This window comes from Acinetobacter sp. C32I (assembly GCF_023702715.1).
Classification (GTDB): Bacteria; Pseudomonadota; Gammaproteobacteria; order Pseudomonadales; family Moraxellaceae; genus Acinetobacter.
This window is the reverse complement of sequence record NZ_CP098480.1, coordinates 542,596-562,895: the sequence shown is the minus strand read 5'-3', so window position 1 is coordinate 562,895 and position 20,300 is coordinate 542,596. Positions and strand designations below refer to the sequence as shown.

The following is a 20,300-nucleotide window of genomic DNA, read 5'->3' as shown; positions in this document are numbered from 1 at the left end:
TCATGACCTCTTATCAAGAATTACAAGGTTTTGCCAAAACCAATTTTAAAGCAGCCCATATTATCCAAAGCGATGCCGAAGCCCTAGACATTGCGACCCAGCTCAGTCAACAGTTTAAACAAGCGGCGGTTGAACGTGATGCCAATCGAAACTTGCCGTTTACCGAAATCGAAGCCTATAGCCAGTCAGGTTTATGGGCAATTACCGTGCCGAAACAACATGGTGGTGCAGAGGTTTCCAGTCTAACCGTAGCTAAAGTGATTGCGCTGTTTAGTGGTGCAGATGGTTCAATCGGTCAGATTCCACAAAACCATTTTTATGCATTGGAAGTATTACGCAATACTGGTACGGAAGCACAAAAGAAACGCCTCTATCAAGAAGTGTTACAAGGTGCGCGTTTTGGTAATGCGCTGGCGGAATTTAAAACCCGCACATCTGCACATAAACAAAGCACCTTAATCCCAAGCGAAAATGGTTATCTGATCCAAGGGGAAAAATTCTATTGCACGGGTAGCCTGTTTGCACATCGTATTCCAACCCTAGTGGTGGATGAAGCTGGTAATGAATTTTTGGCTTTTGTACAAAGAGACAGCCAAGGTTTAGAACTGATTGATGACTGGTCTGGCTTTGGGCAACGGACTACAGGCAGCGGTACAGTCAAATTTAATCAGGTCTTTGTGGCCAAAGAGGATGTGATTGCTTTTGACACTGCCTTTAAGCAGCTATCTTTGGTGGGTCCATTTGCCCAAATCATGCATGCCGCAATTGAAGTCGGGATTGCCCGTGCGGCTTTTGAAGAAACACTGGCGCGTGTGCGTGTCGCCCGCCCATGGATTGATGCCAATATTGATTCCGCTACTCAAGATCCCTTAACCCTATCTGAGTTAGGTCGTGTGGCAACCGATGTCAAAGCCAGCGAACTTTTACTTAAACAAGCAGCTCGCTCTGTAGATATTGCCAAACAGGATCTCAATGCAGAGACCTTGGCCAAAGCCTCAATTGATGTCGCCAAAGTGCGTGCGCATAGTACGGAAACTGCATTAAAGGCATCATCGAAACTGATTGAATTGGCAGGTAGCCGTGGCAGTCAACGTGCTGATGGATTGGATCGCCATTGGCGTAATGCACGTGTACACACCTTGCATGATGCTGCACGCTGGAAATATTACTTCATTGGTAATTATGTGTTGAATGGCGTTCTGCCGCCACGTCGGGGGACTTTGTAATGAGTCAAACGGCTGCTAAAAAAATCTTGTTAAATGCCTTTGATATGAACTGTGTCGGTCATATCAATCATGGCCTATGGACACATCCACGGGATCAATCACATCGCTTTAATGAGCTGAGCTATTGGACAGAACTCGCACAGACCTTAGAACAAGGTTTGTTTGATGGTTTATTCCTCGCGGATATTACGGGTGTCTATGACGTCTATCAAAATGGCATCGATCTCACCCTGAAAGAATCGATTCAGTTACCAAGTCATGATCCTTCTACCCTAATTTCGGCGATGGCTTTGGTCACGCAAAATTTAAGCTTTGGTGTCACAGTTAATCTCAGTTATGAGCAGCCCTATCAATTTGCACGGCGCTTTGCCAGTCTGGATCATTTAACCCAAGGTCGTTTGGGCTGGAATATTGTCACTGGCTATTTGGATAGTGCCGAACGCCTAATTGGGCAAAAAGGTTTAAAAGATCATGATGCGCGCTATGATCAAGCCGAGGAGTTTTTACAGCTTTGCTATAAATATTGGGAAGGTTCTTGGGAAAATGACGCCTTAAAAAAAGATAAACAACAGCGCGTTTTTACTGACCCGAACAAGGTCCACTCAATCAATCATCAAGGGCAATATTACCAAAGCCAAGGTGTGTTTCAGGTTGCACCTTCGGTGCAACGTACCCCAACACTCTTCCAAGCTGGTGCATCACCGAAAGGACTACAGTTTGCTACGCGCCATGCCGAATGTATTTTTATTGGTGGTGATCAACCAGAAAAGATTCGTCAACAAGTCAATAAGATACGACTACAAGCACAGCAACAAGGGCGAGATGAAGATGCGATTAAAATCTTTGTTGGGATTACCGTCGTTGTGGCTGAAACACATGAACTTGCCCAGCAAAAACTGGCTGAATACCGTCAATATGCTAGCCCTGAAGCAGGTTTAGCACATTATGCCAGTTCAGTCGGAATTGATCTTGCCAAGTTTGCAGATGATGAAGCGATTCCTTATCAAAAGAGCAATAGCATTGCTTCCGTTAATGAAAAGTTTAAAGAACAGCGCATCAGCAAGAATGACTTAAAAGCACAGCATATTCTGGGTGGACGTTATCCCCTGATTGTCGGCAGTGGTACTGAGGTTGCGGAATACCTGATTGAACTACTCGATCAAACTGGCATTGATGGTTTTAACCTGACCCGTACGGTTGCACCTGAATCACACCATGATTTTATTCGACTGGTGATCCCTGAGTTACAGCAACGTGGACGTTATAAAACTGAATATGCCACAGGTTCACTGCGGAACAAACTGTTTGCCCAAGGCGATCTTTTAGCCGCAAGCCATCCTGCTGATCAATTCCGATGTAGAACGCATAACCACGCAGATGAGCTAAAAATAATTGAAGAAATTAGCGCTTAACATTTAAGAAAAGAATTGGAGAAATATATGGCTCAAACAGCCTCTAAAAAATGGTTGGGTATTGGCCTTGTCGTTGTTGTCGCAATTATTGCTTTATTGATTTGGAATAAACAAAGACAGCACCATAGCAGTGAACTGGTGATTGGGATTAGTCCTTCTTTTGCCCATCCACTGCAAGTTGCAGCGGATGAAGCCAAACAGCAAGGTTTGAATGTCAAATTGGTCGAGTTTTCCGACTGGAATACCCCAAACATCACTTTGAATCATGGGGATATCGATGCAAACTTTTTCCAGCATCAGCCTTTTTTGGATAATGCCATTAAAGAAACTGGCTTTAAATTAAAGTCATTTGCTGCGGGTGCGGCTTCGCATGTTGGACTGTATTCAAAAAAATATAAAAGTTTTGATGAACTTCCGAATGGTGCAACTGTTGCGATTCCGAATGATCCTGTCAATCAAGGGCGTGCTTTATTGCTATTGCAACAAGCCAAATTGATTGAGCTGAAAGACAGTAACAATCACCTTTCTGCATTGAAAGACATTAGCGCGAATCCGAAGAACCTGAAATTTACTGAAGTTGAAGGCCCGCAAACTGCACGTGCGATTGATGATGTTGATCTCGCTTTTGGCTACCCCCATTACTTACGTTTAGCCAAAACGGCTGATCCTGAAAGTGCCTTATTGTTTGATGACAACACCAATAAACGTTATGCGATTTTATTTGTGGTGCGGGATGATTATCAGGACAAGGACAACAAGCTACAGAAATTTGTCGAGATTTATCAAAACTCACCCAAAGTTAAAGCAGCCTTGGATAGCGATTTCGGTCCAACGTTGTGGTTCCCAGGTTGGAAATAAGGAGAACAATCATGGTGAGTTTTGGTTCACAGGTCGATTTTTCAGTCCCGCATCTAAAAATACGTGGTTTAAATAAGTTTTATGATGTACAGGGCCAACGCTTACATGCTCTAAAAGACATTAATATTGATATTCCCAAAGCACAGATTGTTGGGATTATCGGAAAAAGTGGCGCTGGTAAATCATCCCTACTCCGTACCTTAAACGGCTTAGAGTCGATTGATACAGGTAGTATTCTGATTCATCAACAAAATATTGCAGAATTTAGCCATGCCGAGTTGATCAAAACTCGGCAGAAAATTGGCATGATTTTTCAGCATTTTAATTTAATGTCTGCCAAAACGGTGTGGGAAAACGTGGCTTTACCGCTACGTATTGCGGGTTATGACAAGGCTGAGATCGAACAGCGGGTCAGTGAGGTACTGACGCTGGTGGGATTAGAGGCAAAGCGACATGATTACCCTGCTCAACTGTCTGGTGGACAGAAACAACGTGTTGGGATCGCGCGTGCCTTAGTTTCTCAGCCTGAAATCCTGCTCTGTGATGAAGCCACCTCAGCACTTGATCCTGAAAGTACTGCCAATATTCTGTCCTTATTAAAAGAGATTAACCAAAACCTCGGTTTAACCATTGTCTTGATCACCCATGAAATGCAGGTCATCCAAGAAATTTGCGATCAAGTCATCGTAATTGATCAGGGTGAAATTGTTGAAGCCGGGCAAGTCTGGTCGATATTTTCCAATCCACAACAACAGATCACGCAGGAATTACTCAACTTTGAACAGGTGAATTTGCCCTTTGAGTTGAGCCAAACCATTCTGCCTCAGAGTACGCATCAGATTTTAAAATTGAAATATGTCAGTGAATCGAAATCAGTGCCTGATTTATATGAACTATTGGATGGCTTTAATAGCCCCGTTCAGGTGTATTACAGTCAAATTGATAGCATTCAGCAGCGTACCATCGGTTCACTAATCATCGGGATTCGCAATCTCGACTTTGATCTCAACCACTCACAATCTGAAAAACATCCTGCTATAACACAACTTGAGGTGATCGGTTATGTACAATCAACTCATTGATCTATTACTGACAGGCACTACCGATACTTTAATCATGGTCGGTGTTTCAGCGATTCTCGCCTTTTTGATTGGTCTGCCAATTGCTTTAATTTTGGTGAGTACTGCTGATTTTGGGATTTATCCTTCCAAAAAAATCAATCAGTCATTAGGCTGGGTGATTAATATTACCCGTTCTGTACCCTTCCTGATTTTAATGGTGGCTTTGATTCCATTTACCCGCTGGATTGTCGGCACCAGTTACGGCGTCTTGGCTGCAATTGTGCCGTTGACCATCGCCGCGATTCCGTTCTTCGCACGTATTGCAGAGGTCAGTCTACGTGAAGTCGATCAAGGGTTGATTGAGGCAGCGCAAGCAATGGGCTGTAACCGCAAGCAGATTCTTTGGCATGTATTGCTTCCTGAAGCTTTACCGGGGATAGTTGCAGGTTTTACTGTGACTATTGTGACCATGATCAGTTCTTCTGCCATTGCAGGTGCCATTGGTGCAGGCGGTTTGGGCGATATCGCCTATCGCTACGGCTATCAACGTTTTGATATGCAAGTGATGTTGGCGGTGATTTTAGTCCTAATTGTTTTGGTCATGTTGGTACAAACCACAGGCGATAATATTGCCAAACAGCTCGATAAACGCAAAGTTTAAGCTTGAAATAAAAATCCACACTCGCCATGACCTGACTTTGTCATGGCTTTCATGTAAAATCAGCAGCAATTTTTAAATAACACATTTGTGAGTGGTTTCATGGGTTTTAATTGCGGTATTGTTGGTCTGCCAAACGTAGGTAAATCTACATTGTTCAATGCATTAACAAAGGCAGCGATTGCAGCTGAAAACTTTCCGTTCTGTACCATTGAGCCGAATACAGGTATTGTCCCTGTTCCAGATCCACGCCTAGACAAACTTACAGCGATTGTTAAACCACAACGTGTTATCCCGACCACGATGGAATTTGTTGATATCGCAGGTTTGGTTGCTGGTGCGTCAAAAGGTGAAGGCTTGGGTAACCAATTCCTTGCCAACATCCGTGAAACTGATGCAATTGCACACGTGGTTCGTTGTTTTGAAGATGAAAACGTGATTCACGTAAATGGTAAAATTGACCCATTAGATGACATCGCAACCATCAACACTGAACTTGCACTTGCTGACCTTGATACCGTTGCTAAAGCGTTATTACGTTTAACAAAAGCGGCAAAAGGCGGCGATAAAGAAGCACTAGCAACTAAAGCAGTGTTAGAAAAAATTCAGCCTTTACTTGATGAAGGTAAACCAGCACGTGCAGCTGAACTTTCTGATGACGAACGTAAAGCAGTCCGTGGTTTTGGTTTAATGACGCTTAAACCAACCATGTATATTGCCAACGTGGCAGAAGACGGTTTTGAAAATAATCCACATCTTGAAGCGGTAAAAAAACTTGCTGCTGAAGAGAATGCGATTGTTGTACCCCTTTGCAACCAGATCGAAGCTGAAATTTCATTATTAGAAGATGAAGATCGCGCTGAATTTTTGGAAGCGATGGGTATGGAAGAACCAGGCTTAAACGTGGTGATTCGTGCAGGTTATAGCTTACTTGGCTTACAGACTTACTTCACTGCGGGCGTACAAGAGGTTCGTGCTTGGACTGTGAAAGTTGGTGCAACTGCGCCGCAAGCGGCTGGTGTGATTCATACCGACTTCGAAAAAGGCTTTATCCGTGCTGAATGTGTGGCATATGATGACTTCATTCAATACAACGGTGAAAGCGGCGCCAAAGAAGCTGGTAAATGGCGTTTAGAAGGTAAAACTTATATCGTTCAAGATGGTGACGTATTGCACTTCCGTTTTAATGTATAAATCAGTGTTTTGATTTCCAAACCGCCAGTAAAGATCTTATTGGCGGTTTTTTTTAACATTCATTTAAATGAACACTTTATCAATGCTTATGCGTATAGATAACCCCCCAGTAAAGATGCTCATTTATAATTTTTATCAAGCCATTTTTTTATAGAAGTAATGTCTTTGAATTTATAATTAACCCGCCGCACTACCTGTCCTTCAAAACCTTCTGCATCGTCACCTAGTAGGCTTGTTAATTCTGTTAACTTCATATTTTTATCTATCTGATAAAGATTAACTTCATAAAAACTACCTTCTATTTGCGGGGTACAACAATAATATGATGTGTGAAGAGTTATAAGTAAGGGGATTTTCTTTATTTTTGGTCTATAGACACTAACGGCTAAAAGCTGAGGACTTTCTTTAGCAGCAAAATCAAAATATTCATTTACAAGAATCTCCTTTTTTGAATTTCCAATATAATTTTTTAAGATCTCACCTTGCTCCGATGAACACGTATAATTAAATAATTTATAGTCATTTTTCTTAAAAACCCTCAAATCTATGACTTGTTGCATATGACATTGGTCTTTTGCAAGTGCATTTTGATAACAAAATAAAGATAAAACAATAAACAGGAAATGTATAAGGTGTTTTCTCATTTAAAAAAATCCATCTCGATAAAATAAAAACCCAATAAATATTTTCAGTTATAATTTTTATCAAGCCATTTTTTAATAGTAGCTATATCCTTAAATTTAAAATGCATATAATCATCTGAAACACCATCTAAACCACTTTGAGAGTTTCCAAGAATATTACTTACATCAACCAACCTAACTCTTTTCTCAGTTAAATAAATTTCATATAAGTTAACATTATAAAGAATACCATTGACTATTGGAGAATCCCATACTTGTGTATGAAGTGTAATTAACAATGGTCTCTGATTATTTTTTTTATAAACACTTACAGCTTCCAACTTCGGCAACCACTTCCCTATATTTATATCATATTTATTAATAAATATTTTTTGATTACCTCCTTCTAAATAATTAATCACAACTGGATTTTCTTCATTACAAGATTTACTTACTATTCGAAAATCATCTTTCACCTTAAGACTTATTTTCGTATATTTTAGATCGCAGCCTTCATAAGTATCATTCGTTTTTGCATTAGTACAACCAATCATTAAAAAGAGTGTTGTAATTAATAGAAATTTCATAAAACCTCACTATTGAAAAATATTTTTAGACTTATCAAAAAAAGAACGTCTATCTTCTATCATTTTTGAGGTTGCTCCAGCATTTACACCTTTTGTAATTTTATCAACAACTCCATAAGTAAAACCCTCATCGGCATAATTATCATGATAACCTCTACAATAATTACAATTTCGATATCAGCTAAAACTTAACAATAAGCAGGCTAAAGTCAAAAATATAAGAAAAAAAATACCGAAAAAGATAAGAGTATATTGAATACAAAAAAAGAGGGGGAATTTATTGAGAAGTTGAACTAGTTCATTTTTTCTTACTATAAAAAAGAAATCTTTATTGTAAAGCTTCTTGAAGCTCATGCCTTGCTTAATATTTAATACTTCACGAAAAAAAACTACTGGAACCAATCCAATAAAATATGAATCAAATGGGTTGAGTGGTATTTTATAATGTCTCTCATCTCCATATACAAGCCTACAAATACCTTTTAAATTACAGGATAAATAAACATACTGAACGATAAAAGTAAATACATATAGAAATAAAAAAAGGAAAGCAAGAATAAAAAAAGAAAAAATTTTGTCTTCTAAAAATAAATTAATAAAATTAATCATTTTCTATTTCTATCATTAACTTTATCATATACATATTCTGCACCTAGACCAGTACCTGTACCAACAGCCCAACTGGCAACTGCACCTAAACCAGCAGCAACTCCCAATACAACCCATCCAGTTCCACCACTAGCAAGACCAATTACCACAGCACTTACTATCATACCGCCAGTTAAACCACCAACAATTTTAGAGGTTTCAACAACAGCTGTCCTTTCTTTTTCTTCAGGTTTAGCATCCGCAATAGCATTCCCAGCATTATAAATATCCAAACCAATAAATAACAAACCTCCTCCTTTAACATATTTACTAATTTTCCCCAATTCCGCCATATTCTTAGCGTACGCTTTTGTACCACCTTTGTAATTGGGATCTCGAATCAATGCTGTACTTTTTGTAACTTTCCTCATGTTTTGAGTTTGGATGCCACGATCCCATCTAAAAATGTCATTTAAAAAGTTATTGTCAAACTGTCTATATAAAGAGGAATATTTTCGTCTAAATTCTGATTCATGCTTGGGGTTAGCTAGTCTTGAACCTTTAGCAGCCTCTTCGTTATATTTTAGGGTAATCTCTCCTTGAACTTTACTTAGTTTTGCCATCGCTCCAACCGAAAAATTCATAGAAGCATCTATCCCCCCTTTTGCTATAGTTCCCCAAGCAATACCACTGCTTTCTGATGAAACAGGTGATTCAAACTTATGCGTTAAAGGATGAGCATTAGGATCATTAAACACCTCATGTTTAGAGGCAACAACTTGATTTTCACTATAGATATCAAGTAAAAACTCATAGTTTTGAGCAAAGAACTCTGCATCAAAGTCCTTATCCTTGTTCATTTGATCTAAATTCTTTTGGGCTTCTTGGGCATCCTTTTTATACTGTGCTAATTCCTTTGCTGTGGTTGAATTTGAGAGAACAATGACCATTCCGGGTGTTAGTAAGCGGATGGGAGCCATATTAGATATGTGAGGATTATTTGCTTTAAGCGTATCCCAATCAGAAGCCACTAATGGCTTTTTAAACACTCTTTTAGACCAGTCCTGCATAGTTTCAGTTTTTTTAATTAAATACCATGCAACTTCCCCATCATCTAAATAAATTTCCTTAATATTCTGTTTCACCTTCTGCGTTATTTCTGTAGTCATTTTAATGGTAAAGGTGCTATGCGTTTTTTTATTTGGATAAGCTTTTACAGCAATTCTCTGTAAACTTTCACCACGCAAATAAACTTCATAAATTAACATAGTATTTAAGTTATATATTTCAGTCCAACCTGTTAAACCCTGCTCATCAAAACTACCTTCAAATGTTGTTGTTTTCTTAGTCGCATTATTAATCACAAAGAATTTATAAGTTAAATCTTTCAATTTGAGAGGGGCTTGAACATTGAGCTTTAGACGGCTGAAATAGGTACTCATAGCTGATCTCCAGAGTCTTCTTCTCCAGCGTGCTCAATTTCATTCATCATTACTAGAGTCGTAATTTGTTGAGCAGATGGCGATGTTTTTAGCTTCATAAGTCCTTTTTGATCAGTTTTTCCCTTTTGAACATTTCCCTCTTCATCAAATAATATGTAAGGTTTATCAGCCATAACCTGACTTTCTTTATTTTTTACCAAGTATTGTAAAACATAAGGATTTTCTACATCGGGTAATACTGAAATAACCGTATTTACTTTCACCCCACCCATAAACACATGCTGACCTGCCTTCACTTCAAATTTGCCACCTGTGGTAGCAACAATTCCTGAACCATTCAGTTTCAGTTGAGAGTTTTTACCTGTAATCACAATTTCTTTTGCACTAATAATTTCAATCCGATCTTCAGTCGAAATAATTTGAATGCCTTGTTTGGAGAACAAGTCTATGCCATCCGTTTGTGCATGGACTTCAAACTTCCCCTTCGCCGCAACCTGTTTAATACCTGTTTGGGCAGCAAACAAACTAATCCTGTTTTGCGCATGGGCAATCAGATTTCTTTGTGTACTCAGATGAATACTCTCGCCAGCGATCTGATTGATCTGTCTATCAGCCGAGAAATGAATATCTTCATGGCTACTCAGGCCAATACCATCGGGTGAACTCAGTAACAGCAATGCTTTATTGAGTTTGGCAATCTTTACTTCGATCTGTGCAGCAAATTCCTTTAACTGTGCCAGTGACTCAATTTCATCTGTCTGCTGATTTTTGGCGACGTCACTCAGTGCTTGGGCATTATTATGATTCGTTTCAAGTTGCTGTCTGGCTAACTGTGCATCTAGATGTTCGCCTTGTGCTTGGTCTTGCTTATGGGTCGAAAGCAATAAACCCTCTCCCGCACGTACTGCACCCCATAAATCGGTACGCAGTTCAAAGCCCTCGCCACGATCTTCGCTTTCAGCTTTGGCTTTTGGATGACTGAGTTGACCGAGATTCAATTGACTGACGGCATGGCTACTTTGCAGTTGTGCACTAATCTGCCCTGTGCTGTCATCAAAACGCAGTTGATTAAATCCTTCGCCTTTATATTCACGTGATCGAATGCCTGCCAGTTTTTTGGTCTCAGGAAGTTTTCCTATTTGATCAAACTGTGTAGGTGAGTGTTGCGCTTCATGAATCCGCCCCAGCACAAAAGGACGGTCAAGGTTGCCATCAAAGAAGTCAATCACCACAATTTCACCGATGCGAGGCAAAAACCGTACACCAAAACCTTCGCCAGCCCAAGGGGTCAGGACATCGACCCATGCTGAGTCAGTATCATCATCGTTCGTTCCCGCACCACCATCATGGCTATGGTCTTCTGTACGTGTAAATAGAAAACGAACTTTTATACGCCCCCATTCGTCCACATGGATTTCTTCACCTTCAGTACCAACAACTCGAGCTCGCATTGGGTGAGCAGTTGGCCTATGAGTTAAAGGATTATATTCAGGTACGATTTTGATATTACGGCGTTGTAGTGTCAGTTGGTTGGCTTGGCGCTCTGGATGGTCTTTGATGTGCCACTGACTCTGGTTGATCAGATCATGTATCTGTTGGCTTAGGTCTTTTGGCAAATTATTCTGACTATAAAACTGCTTGGCAATGATCAGGAATTGCTTATCATCCCCTTGATGTTGATCTATTTCAGGATGTCCTTTCAGTTCAAACCAATACCCGACATGGGCATCTCGAACGGTGCTATCGCGACAAATTGCTTTGATTTTAAGTCATGGTATTGCCCAATGTACTGGTTGAGCTTTTCAATTTGTGCATGACCTGACGCTGTTGCACCATCTTCACCTTTTAGATCCTGTATCCATGCTGGGCTAAAATGCCATGCATCTTCGAGTCTAAGTGAGTTTGCATCATAGTTTTCACTCTGCTGATGCGTACTTTGGACACTGCCTACTCCGTCTTCTTGTTCCAGTGCATCAGCTTGCCAACGCTGGATATGCACAGCAGTGGGTTGTAAGCTACGTTCTGCCCTCAGTTTGGTCATGCTGTCGTATTGTTCAGTGGCATCACTACGGTGGTAACGAATCGTTCTTCGAGCTAAGGCTTGATACTGGCTATTGTCATCAATCAAACGGAGTTTTTGCGCTTGGATTGGACTATTGCTCATTGGAACAATAAGCTGGGCCTCATCGACTAACCAGCTCAGCCCTTCACTCCGCATCAAAAATGTTAAAAACTCTGCATCGCTCTGATTATGTTGCATAATAAAAGGACGTACATCATAGTCTTTGCTCAACCCACTTAAATCCAGTGTCAAGCTTGAAGCAAATAATGGGCTCCTTTGTTGCCATTCCTTAAATATGACTTGCACCACCTCACACACGCTTTTATTCATAAATACGCGAGAGTTTCGCCTTTTATGCCACAGCGCGGTTGGATCTTCTAAAGTCAGTTTATAGAGGCTTAAACTGCCGTCAGATAAGCCTTGTGATGCTTGGGTGATGATCCCAGTGACACGGCTAAGCTGCCCCTGATCAGTCACAGTATCTATCGCAGCCTGACTACCAATAAATTGTTTGAGCGGGATGGTAGCATTTGTTGACAGACAGATTAGTTCAGCCTTGAGCCCTTGATTAAGGCCATGAATGCCCTCAATATGCTGCAAGAAAATTTGAGGATTTAAACTCTGATTTGAAAACTGAATATGAATGACACGTTTATGTGCAGTCAGCCCTATTTTTTCCAACAGGAGCTCAATATTATTTAATCGCATATTAATCTTGTTATATAAAACTAAATCCATTTAATTATTTATTTTAAATCAGCTCACAGTCTTTTATTTGCTATTTTAGGACTTTTTATAAAACAACTTATTCCTTTATTTTCCCGAAATAAAACAACCCCACTATTTATGCATTTTTTATTTTACAGGTTAGCTTTCAAGTTATAAATTTAATTAGGATTAAAATAAAAAACCCCTAAAATTAGACATTTCAGGGGTTGTATGTAGGACTTTTACATCAAGCTAACAACTTAAGACACCGTCTGCGGCTTCATATCCATTTCAGCGCGTTTGATTTGGGCTTCTTGTAAAATCCGTTGATGCAACGGCTTACGGAAACCCAGTAAGAAAACAAATTCAGCCAAAACAAATAAAGGCCCGATGGCTAAACCAATCAGATCATCAACAAAAGCTGGTTTTTTCTTTTCAAAATAATGGCCCACGAATTGGAATACCCAACCCACTACAAAGATACCGATACTCGCACCTAGCCAACTCCACAATGGTAAAGCCGCAATTTTCACAGCCAATGGATACGCCAAGACAAATAAAATCAGCATCAAAATACCAAATAACTTATCCAGTGAAATATAATAAATCGTACTTAGGACAATAAGTAGCATGGCTAAAGTAATTGAAAAGCCAGAAATTTCTATACCAGCACGTGCTGTTAAACACAGAATAGAAAATACAATTAAAGGAATACCCACAAAATGGGTCACAACATTATTTCGATCTAAGTGATAAGCCGCATATTGACTAAGTAGACGTTCCAAATTTGTCATTTCTCATTCCTCATATAATTCGTTTATGCTGTTAATCTATAAGAAATATTGCAGCGAAGTTGTCATGTAGCTGACAAATGGATTTATTTTTCTCAAAGGAACCCGTTGTGCTAGATTCGATTTATATCCAACATTTGCAGCAAAACTCATGGTTTAGCCACCTAGCCGAGCCTTTTCAAAATTTTATTATTGAACATGGCAAGAAACATATCTTCGAAAAAAATGCAGCCGTTTTTAGTGCTCAAGATCGATTTGATGGGGTTTATGGCGTATTGGAAGGCTCAATTAGCTTGGGTTATATCGACGTCAATGGCAATGAAGCGATTGCTGCAATTGCGGAACCGATCATGTGGTTTGGTGAAATTTCCCTCATCGACCAGCAACCCCGCTCACATGATGCGATTGCATTAAAGAAAAGCGTGGTGCTGCAAATACCAGCACAACCACTCAATGATTTCTTGCTGCAAAATCCGTATTACTGGTACTACTTTGCCCTGCTGACCAGTCAAAAACTACGCTATGTATTTTTAGAGCAAATTGCGATTCAAACCCAAAGCATTACCCAGCGCCTAGCACAACGCTTATTGTTTATTTTAGAGGGTTATGGCAATCGTTCGTTTATTCAGGATTTTAGTATTCAAATCTCTCAAGACCAATTGGCCAATATGTTGACGGTATCTCGACAAACTGTAAATCAAGAGCTCAACCTGTTTGAAAAGCAAGGCGTCATTCAGCTTGGTTTTAAGAAAATCGAAGTCATTGATTTAGATCGGCTTAGAAAATTGGCAACGGTCGGTCACCTAAAAGCGTAAGTATAATGTCTTGTATTTTAAATGGATAAGCACAGCATTTTTTTGCAATATGCTTTTAAGCTTAAACATAAATTAAAAGATAAACTCTCACTATAAAATACTACTGATGCCCTAAAATATTTCACAAAATCAGTCTGCTTTCTTGTCTTGAACACGCCTACATTAAAGCTAAGCACTATCGCTTACCCGATGCAGATGACAATCATGAGAAAAATTGCAACGATTTTAACAGCAGGCCTATTTACAGTACTCAGCGCTAGCGCATTTGCCTGCCCGAAAGGAACTCAAATCCAAGGTGGTACAGGACCAAATCACAAAGGCGGTAAATGTGTTGCAACAAGTGTGGTAAAAACCAAGAAAGAAGCAACCAAAGCAACAGATACTGCAAAGCATGACATGACGAAAATGAAAGATACTGCGAAACACGATGCGATGAAAGCAACAACAGATACGAAAAAAGCAGCCAATACCACAGCAACCAAAGCCAAACAGGAAGCAGCAAAAACAGTCAAAACCTCATAAGCGTTTGATGACTTTAACCATAAAAAAGCGAGATAAAACATCTCGCTTTTTTATTGAAATAACAGTCTGGCATCCAAAGCGACCAATCCAAGCTAGGATAAGTTGCAAATGAGATGATTTCAATGCGACGCTTTGGTCAATTGCATTTTTTTGACAATATTATTAGCCTGACGCAATTGCTCCTTGGCAGGCAAGCGATCATCTACTAGGAAACACCATAATTTTCGATCTGAAATAGGTCTATAAACCCCTTGTATAACCGTTGCTGGCTGTCCATCAATCATAACGCCTAAACCAATCATCTGATCAAATAGACCTTGATCTTGGCTTTGCGTATTTTTGTTGACCAACTGATTAAACTTTTTCTGTGCAGAAGCTGAAATTTCAATTTCAACAACTGCCCTTCCGTCAACAAGAATCGCCTTTGCATTGACTAGTTCATTGGCAGTAAAAAAGGGAGATGGGCTCACAAATCGAAATGAACGATCATTAGAAAAATGTACAGGCTTGGTCTTCGGCATTTGCAGCTGATAGGCAAGATGGAAATCTACTTGGGCATAACTGGTGTTTATTCCCAGTAAACCAAATAGAATCCAGAAAACCGATAAGATGCGAAAATACATTTTTCACTCCTACTTTGGAGAAGTATTACCTAGCGCTGGATTATCAATTGCATCCTTACACTGTGCTTTATCACGCTCATAATCAGCCTGCTTCTGAGTCGATGCATTGGCATTATCTTTTACATCACGTGCCCAAGTATCCAAACTGGTCAATGCTTTACGACACAATGCATATTTGCCTTCCGTTACGGAATCGGTCATTTTGACATTGATACGCCAATCGGTACTGAGCTGACGCAATGGTTTTCTAACTTTTTCTTCAATCTCAGTCACTTGTTTATTATAAACAATCGGATCGATGTCATTGATCAACTTCCATGCTGTATTGGCATAGGTGGTGGCATCATTGTTAAGTTTCGGCGCAGGTTTGATTTCGACCTTTTCTTTTGGCTCATTATTTGAGTTTCCGCAAGCAGCCAATAAAAATGCACTACACAACAAGATTGCGGTTACACGAGAGTTTGGATTAGACATAGCAAATCGCCGATGAAACATTTGGACATTATGCTAGTCAATTTGGGAATAATTCTCAATGATTGTTACTTATTTACCTAGCAGAATGCTTTTTATTCTAAGCAATTGATTTTATGCTTTTGTTCAGCCTACGGTCAGACTTGTCCATCTATAAAAAATTAAAACTTCAAGAAGGAAGACATCCACAATGTCACAAATCAAGATTTATGCCTTACAAACGACTATTGAACAGTTTAGAAATCAACTTTCGCATGCCATCCATCAAGCTTTGGTTGAAAGTTTACACTATCCCATCGAAAAGAAATTTCAGCGTTTTATTGCGCTAGCGAAAGAAGACTTTATCTATCCCAATGATCGGAGCCAGCATTATCTAATTATCGAAATTTCGATGTTTGAAGGCAGAAGTACGGAAGCAAAAAAACGTTTGATTCAAAGCATTTTCACTTATATTCAGCAACAATGTGGAATTTCAGCACAAGATATTGAAATTACAATTTTTGAAACACCGAAATGCAATTGGGGAATCCGTGGTCAACATGCAGATGAATTACAACTGAATTATCAGGTAGATGTGTAAGCAGCCAAATCGCAGATGAAGTGCAATTTTCTGTCTAACAAAAAGCAGGTTTTTTGTGTCAGATTAGCTTAATTCCGCAAAAAGTTCTGCTATGCTTAAACGCAAATTACTCAGGATAGGATTATTCGCATGAGCGTCACTCTTGGAACTCCACTTCAATCTTCTGCATTTAAGGTTTTACTGTTAGGTTCTGGAGAGCTAGGTAAAGAAGTTGTGATTTCTTTACAACGCTTAGGTGTCGAAGTTCATGCTGCAGATCGTTATGATCATGCACCTGCAATGCAAGTCGCACATTATGCTTATACCCTGAATATGGCCGATCCAGCCGAATTAAAACAACTGATTGAAAAGATCAAACCCAATTTAATTGTTCCTGAAATTGAAGCCATTGCTACAGAAGTTTTGGTTGAAATTGAACAGAGCCAAACTGCAACAGTGATTCCATCGGCTAAAGCAGTCAATCTCACTATGAACCGTGAAGGGATTCGCCGTTTAGCTGCTGAAGAACTCGGCCTACCGACCTCTGCTTATCGCTTTGCCAATACCTTAGAAAGCTTCCGTGCCGCATGTGATGACATTGGTTATCCAAACTTTGTAAAACCTGTCATGTCTTCTTCAGGTAAAGGGCAATCTCGTGTGAAGAGCTTTGATGAAGTGAATACTGCTTGGGATTATGCAATGCAAGGCGGCCGCGTCAATCAAGGCACCGTAATTATTGAATCGCAAATTGATTTTGATTTTGAAATTACCCTGCTTACCGTCCGTGCAAAAAATCCAGAAACAGGTGAAATCGAAACACATTTCTGTGATCCGATTGGGCATCGTCAAGATGCGGGTGATTATGTCGAGAGCTGGCAGCCGCAACAGATGACGCCTGCTGCGCTGGAAGAAGCAAAACGCATTGCCAATAAAGTCACTGTTGCTTTAGGCGGTTGTGGTATCTTCGGTGTAGAGCTGTTTATTAAAGGCGATAAAGTTTGGTTTAGTGAAGTTTCACCTCGTCCTCATGATACCGGTCTGGTCACTTTAGCTTCACAATTCCAAAATGAATTTGAATTACATGCACGTGCAATTCTCGGTCTACCTGTTAATACAGCACGCCATAGTGTCGCTGCAAGTGCGGTGATTTATGCAGGTGTTGATGCTAAAAACTTGAGTTTCACTGGCTTGAATCTTGCTTTAGCAAATCCAAACACAGACTTACGTCTATTTGGCAAACCTGAGGGCTTTAAACGTCGCCGTATGGGCGTTGCAACTGCCCGTGCTGAAACGACTGATCTTGCACGTGAATTGGCACAGCAAGCCGCAGACCAAGTGAGTGTACAAACCAACGCTTAAGATGACCTTAGGTTATTATCATCACAATTTCCCCTCTTTTTAGGGGGGCTTTGATAGAAGATCCAGCTTTATGATCAAGACCTCTCCTTTGTTGAACTACGTCACCAGTCTTCATGATATTCAAGCCATTAACCAATGGCGTACGGATGTAGAAAAGCAATTGCAGGAGAGCTATGAAAATGGTCAACCTATTCGTGAAGTGATTGGAGCGCGTTCAGACTCTATTGATGAGGCCCTGATCTTTCTTTGGAATCATGCAGGCTTAGATCAAACTGAATTGGGCTTATTTGCAGTAGGCGGTTATGGTCGCCATGAAATGCTGCCCTATTCAGATACTGATATCATGATTTTGTCTGAGGATGAAATCAGTGAAGAACAAGAAAAACTGATCTCGACCTTTATTTCTTCTTTATGGGATGTAGGCAATTTCAAACCGGGTATCAGCGTTCGTACCATTCAAAACTGTGTTGAACAAGCGATTAATGATTTAACTGTTGCCACTACATTGATTGAAGCTCGGCTCATTACAGGTAATCAGCAGCTGGCAAAATGGCCACGCCGTATCGTTGCGCAAACATGGACGGATCAAACCTTCTATGATGCCAAAATGGTTGAACAAGCCAAACGTTATGCACAACACAACAACACAGAAAGTAATCTAGAACCCGATATTAAAAATGCCCCAGGGGGTATTCGGGATATCAATCAGATTGGCTGGATTGCTAAACGTCACTTCCGCGTCAATCGTATTTATGATTTGGTGCATTTGGGTTTTATCACTGAATTTGAACTGGGTGTATTGGAAGAGGCTGAAAGCTTTTTATGGGAAATTCGCACCCATTTACACCGTTTAGCCAAACGCGATGAAAACCGCTTATTGTTTGAATATCAACGTGATATCGCTGCAAAATTTGGCTATGTGCGTGAAGAAGGTCAGCCTGTTAACTTTGCTGTTGAACAGTTTATGAAGCGTTACTACCGTACCGCGCAGCAAGTTTCAACCCTGAATGAAATGTTACTCGCCTATTTCAATGAGTCAGTGATTACCCCACGTTTACCTGATTACGAACGCCACATTATTGATATTAATGAACGTTTTAAAATTGTCGATGGGAAATTGGCTGTTCAACATCACAAAGTATTTTCAGAAGAGCCAATTGCCATCTTAGAGTTATTCTACTTATTGGCAAATCGCCCTGAAATTACCGGTATTCGTGCCCGTACCTTGCGTCTACTGGTGCTTGCTGCAAAACGGATTGATCAGCGTTTCCGCGACAATCCAGAACATCAAGCCTTGTTTATGTCGATTATTCGCTCACCGCATTTATATGACACCATGGTGGCGATGAAGCGTTATGGCGTGTTGGGCAATTACATTCCTGCTTTTGGACAGATTACAGGCTTGATGCAATATGACCTGTTCCATATTTATACAGTTGATGCGCATACCCTGTTATTGCTACGCAATTTAAGCCGCTTTAAAGAACCTGAATTTGCTAAAGAATTCCCTGTGGTCAGCTCTGTGTTCCAGCGTATTGCCCGCCATGACATCGTGTATATGGCTGCAATTTTCCATGATATTGCTAAAGGTCGTGGCGGTGATCATAGTGAGCTTGGTGCACTGGATGCGATTGAATTCTGCCGCACCCATGGCTTTACCGAACGTGAATGTAAGTTGGTGGCATGGCTGATTAACAATCACTTATTGATGTCTCTTACTGCACAGAAAAAAGATATTTCTGACCCTGATGAAGTCAAAGACTTTGCTGAAAAAGTCGGCGATATGGAGCATCTCGATTATCTCTATACCCTGACAGTCGCAGATATTAATGCAACCAATCCGAAGCTCTGGAATACATGGCGTGCGTCTTTGATGCGTCAGCTGTATACCTATGCACGTGATGTGATTCGCTCAGGCTTGGGTCGTCCAGTTGACTATCAAATGCTGATTGAAGATACCAAATTTGCTGCCAGTGAACTCTTGGTCAATGACTTCTCTCTGGCTGAAGTAGAGAAAGTCTGGCAAGAGCTGGGTGATGAATACTTTGTTAAAGAGTCAGCCAATGAAATTGCTTGGCATACTCAGGCAATTTTACAACACGGCGATAATCCAGAACCATTGGTTTTATTACGGGCGCATCGTAATGCTGCCGATGATGCGGTTCAGATCTTTATCTATACCCGGGATCAACCGAACTTGTTTGCAACGACAGTTGCTGTACTGGATCGTATGAATCTTGATGTTCAAGATGCCCGTATTATCACTGCCTCAACTTCATTCAGCTTAGATACTTATCTGGTACTGGATCGTTTTGGTACATTGTTGACTGACCCTGATCGCGAACGCAAAGTGAAAGCCGCTTTGGTCGATGCATTGAGCCATTCGGATCAATATCCAGGGATCATGCAACGCCGTATTCCACGTCATTTACGTCATTTTGATGTGCAAAATACTGTAGATATTGTCTTAAACCCGACACTGCAGCAGCACATGGTTGAAATCTCAACCCTCGACCATCCAGGTCTGTTGGCGCGTATTGGTGGTTTGTTCATGTTGCAAGGTTTGGATATCCATTCTGCAAGAATTGCCACGCTGGGCGAACGTGCGGAAGATATTTTCTTCGTCACCAAGAAAAATGGTGTCTTGCTCACCGATGAAGAAGTGAAAACTTTTGCGGAAAGCTTAAAAGCCGCTTTAGATGAAGCATCGAATCAAATTTGTAATCCATCTTAAATTTTAT

General features: G+C 40.3%; 17 protein-coding genes and 1 pseudogene. 11 read left to right on the top strand and 7 right to left on the bottom strand.

The features are described 5' to 3' along the window. The first annotated feature begins 2 nt into the window (after window positions 1-2). The 6 genes from NDN13_RS02685 (at window position 3) to ychF (ending at window position 6,409) form a co-directional block, all read left to right on the top strand. A complete protein-coding gene (locus NDN13_RS02685) occupies window positions 3-1,226 on the top strand; it encodes an SfnB family sulfur acquisition oxidoreductase (protein ID WP_251118147.1) in 1,224 nt (407 codons plus the stop codon). Next, a complete protein-coding gene (locus NDN13_RS02680) occupies window positions 1,226-2,638 on the top strand; it encodes an LLM class flavin-dependent oxidoreductase (protein ID WP_251117072.1) in 1,413 nt (470 codons plus the stop codon). The genes NDN13_RS02685 and NDN13_RS02680 overlap by 1 nt, the downstream gene beginning before the upstream one ends. Before the next feature lie 27 nt (window positions 2,639-2,665). Then, entirely contained in the window at window positions 2,666-3,496 is an 831-nt protein-coding gene (locus NDN13_RS02675; protein ID WP_251117071.1) for a MetQ/NlpA family ABC transporter substrate-binding protein, read from the top strand. A gap of 11 nt (window positions 3,497-3,507) precedes the next feature. Further along, complete coding sequence (locus NDN13_RS02670) at window positions 3,508-4,578, top strand: methionine ABC transporter ATP-binding protein (protein ID WP_251117070.1); 1,071 nt, start codon at window positions 3,508-3,510, stop codon at window positions 4,576-4,578. Further along, the gene (locus tag NDN13_RS02665; RefSeq protein WP_004639351.1) at window positions 4,559-5,218 is read left to right on the top strand and encodes a methionine ABC transporter permease; all 660 of its coding nucleotides are present in this window, start codon (window positions 4,559-4,561) and stop codon (window positions 5,216-5,218) included. The genes NDN13_RS02670 and NDN13_RS02665 overlap by 20 nt, the downstream gene beginning before the upstream one ends. Before the next feature lie 99 nt (window positions 5,219-5,317). Next, a complete protein-coding gene (ychF, locus tag NDN13_RS02660; RefSeq protein WP_251117069.1) occupies window positions 5,318-6,409 on the top strand; it encodes a redox-regulated ATPase YchF in 1,092 nt (363 codons plus the stop codon). A 119-nt stretch (window positions 6,410-6,528) separates the two neighbouring features. Here ychF and NDN13_RS02655 read toward each other — a convergent pair whose 3' ends face one another. The 5 genes and pseudogenes from NDN13_RS02655 to NDN13_RS02635 all read right to left on the bottom strand — a co-directional run bounded on the left by NDN13_RS02655 (window position 6,529) and on the right by NDN13_RS02635 (window position 13,213). Further along, the gene (locus NDN13_RS02655) at window positions 6,529-7,053 is read right to left on the bottom strand and encodes a hypothetical protein (protein WP_251117068.1); all 525 of its coding nucleotides are present in this window, start codon (window positions 7,051-7,053) and stop codon (window positions 6,529-6,531) included. 44 nt (window positions 7,054-7,097) lie between these two features. Next, the gene (locus NDN13_RS02650) at window positions 7,098-7,619 is read right to left on the bottom strand and encodes a hypothetical protein (protein WP_251117067.1); all 522 of its coding nucleotides are present in this window, start codon (window positions 7,617-7,619) and stop codon (window positions 7,098-7,100) included. 605 nt (window positions 7,620-8,224) lie between these two features. Further along, on the bottom strand, window positions 8,225-9,649 hold the full coding sequence (locus tag NDN13_RS02645) for a hypothetical protein (protein ID WP_251117066.1): 1,425 nt from the start codon (window positions 9,647-9,649) through the stop codon (window positions 8,225-8,227). Next, window positions 9,646-12,419: pseudogene (locus tag NDN13_RS02640) on the bottom strand (type VI secretion system Vgr family protein). Before NDN13_RS02640 ends, NDN13_RS02645 begins: the two are co-directional and overlap by 4 nt. Window positions 12,420-12,679: 260 nt before the next feature. After that, entirely contained in the window at window positions 12,680-13,213 is a 534-nt protein-coding gene (locus NDN13_RS02635; RefSeq protein WP_241305130.1) for an Mpo1 family 2-hydroxy fatty acid dioxygenase, read from the bottom strand. A 107-nt stretch (window positions 13,214-13,320) separates the two neighbouring features. On the opposite strand from NDN13_RS02635, the gene NDN13_RS02630 reads away from it, so the two are divergent. After that, on the top strand, window positions 13,321-14,025 hold the full coding sequence (locus NDN13_RS02630) for a Crp/Fnr family transcriptional regulator (RefSeq protein ID WP_004807836.1): 705 nt from the start codon (window positions 13,321-13,323) through the stop codon (window positions 14,023-14,025). A 204-nt stretch (window positions 14,026-14,229) separates the two neighbouring features. After that, window positions 14,230-14,547, top strand: coding sequence for a hypothetical protein (locus NDN13_RS02625; protein ID WP_004807838.1), 318 nt, complete (start codon window positions 14,230-14,232; stop codon window positions 14,545-14,547). Window positions 14,548-14,666: 119 nt separating this feature from the next. Here the strand turns inward: NDN13_RS02625 and NDN13_RS02620 are convergent, their stop codons facing one another. Both NDN13_RS02620 and NDN13_RS02615 read right to left on the bottom strand, forming a co-directional pair. Continuing rightward, window positions 14,667-15,170, bottom strand: coding sequence for a hypothetical protein (locus NDN13_RS02620; RefSeq protein ID WP_167247807.1), 504 nt, complete (start codon window positions 15,168-15,170; stop codon window positions 14,667-14,669). Window positions 15,171-15,179: 9 nt separating this feature from the next. Beyond that, window positions 15,180-15,644 carry a hypothetical protein gene (locus NDN13_RS02615; RefSeq protein ID WP_251117065.1) on the bottom strand — a complete coding sequence of 155 codons (465 nt, stop codon included), beginning with the start codon at window positions 15,642-15,644 and terminating at the stop codon, window positions 15,180-15,182. A 187-nt stretch (window positions 15,645-15,831) separates the two neighbouring features. Here NDN13_RS02615 and NDN13_RS02610 point away from each other — a divergent pair, with 187 nt between their 5' ends. From NDN13_RS02610 to glnD, 3 genes are all read left to right on the top strand, one after another. Next, entirely contained in the window at window positions 15,832-16,221 is a 390-nt protein-coding gene (locus NDN13_RS02610; RefSeq protein WP_251117064.1) for a tautomerase family protein, read from the top strand. A gap of 120 nt (window positions 16,222-16,341) precedes the next feature. Beyond that, a complete protein-coding gene (purT, locus tag NDN13_RS02605; RefSeq protein WP_251118146.1) occupies window positions 16,342-17,559 on the top strand; it encodes a formate-dependent phosphoribosylglycinamide formyltransferase in 1,218 nt (405 codons plus the stop codon). A gap of 70 nt (window positions 17,560-17,629) precedes the next feature. After that, window positions 17,630-20,293 (top strand): [protein-PII] uridylyltransferase, encoded by a 2,664-nt coding sequence (glnD, locus tag NDN13_RS02600; protein WP_005189443.1) that lies wholly within the window; start codon window positions 17,630-17,632, stop codon window positions 20,291-20,293. Window positions 20,294-20,300: the final 7 nt, after the last annotated feature.

Coding starts and splice junctions, on each gene's coding strand:
- NDN13_RS02685 (WP_251118147.1), top strand. CDS start 3: ATGACCTCTTATCAAGAATTACAAGGTTTTGCCAAAACCAATTTTAAA.
- NDN13_RS02680 (WP_251117072.1), top strand. CDS start 1,226: ATGAGTCAAACGGCTGCTAAAAAAATCTTGTTAAATGCCTTTGATATG.
- NDN13_RS02675 (WP_251117071.1), top strand. CDS start 2,666: ATGGCTCAAACAGCCTCTAAAAAATGGTTGGGTATTGGCCTTGTCGTT.
- NDN13_RS02670 (WP_251117070.1), top strand. CDS start 3,508: ATGGTGAGTTTTGGTTCACAGGTCGATTTTTCAGTCCCGCATCTAAAA.
- NDN13_RS02665 (WP_004639351.1), top strand. CDS start 4,559: ATGTACAATCAACTCATTGATCTATTACTGACAGGCACTACCGATACT.
- ychF (WP_251117069.1), top strand. CDS start 5,318: ATGGGTTTTAATTGCGGTATTGTTGGTCTGCCAAACGTAGGTAAATCT.
- NDN13_RS02655 (WP_251117068.1), bottom strand. CDS start 7,053: ATGAGAAAACACCTTATACATTTCCTGTTTATTGTTTTATCTTTATTT.
- NDN13_RS02650 (WP_251117067.1), bottom strand. CDS start 7,619: ATGAAATTTCTATTAATTACAACACTCTTTTTAATGATTGGTTGTACT.
- NDN13_RS02645 (WP_251117066.1), bottom strand. CDS start 9,649: ATGAGTACCTATTTCAGCCGTCTAAAGCTCAATGTTCAAGCCCCTCTC.
- NDN13_RS02635 (WP_241305130.1), bottom strand. CDS start 13,213: ATGACAAATTTGGAACGTCTACTTAGTCAATATGCGGCTTATCACTTA.
- NDN13_RS02625 (WP_004807838.1), top strand. CDS start 14,230: ATGAGAAAAATTGCAACGATTTTAACAGCAGGCCTATTTACAGTACTC.
- NDN13_RS02620 (WP_167247807.1), bottom strand. CDS start 15,170: ATGTATTTTCGCATCTTATCGGTTTTCTGGATTCTATTTGGTTTACTG.
- NDN13_RS02615 (WP_251117065.1), bottom strand. CDS start 15,644: ATGTCTAATCCAAACTCTCGTGTAACCGCAATCTTGTTGTGTAGTGCA.
- NDN13_RS02610 (WP_251117064.1), top strand. CDS start 15,832: ATGTCACAAATCAAGATTTATGCCTTACAAACGACTATTGAACAGTTT.
- glnD (WP_005189443.1), top strand. CDS start 17,630: ATGATCAAGACCTCTCCTTTGTTGAACTACGTCACCAGTCTTCATGAT.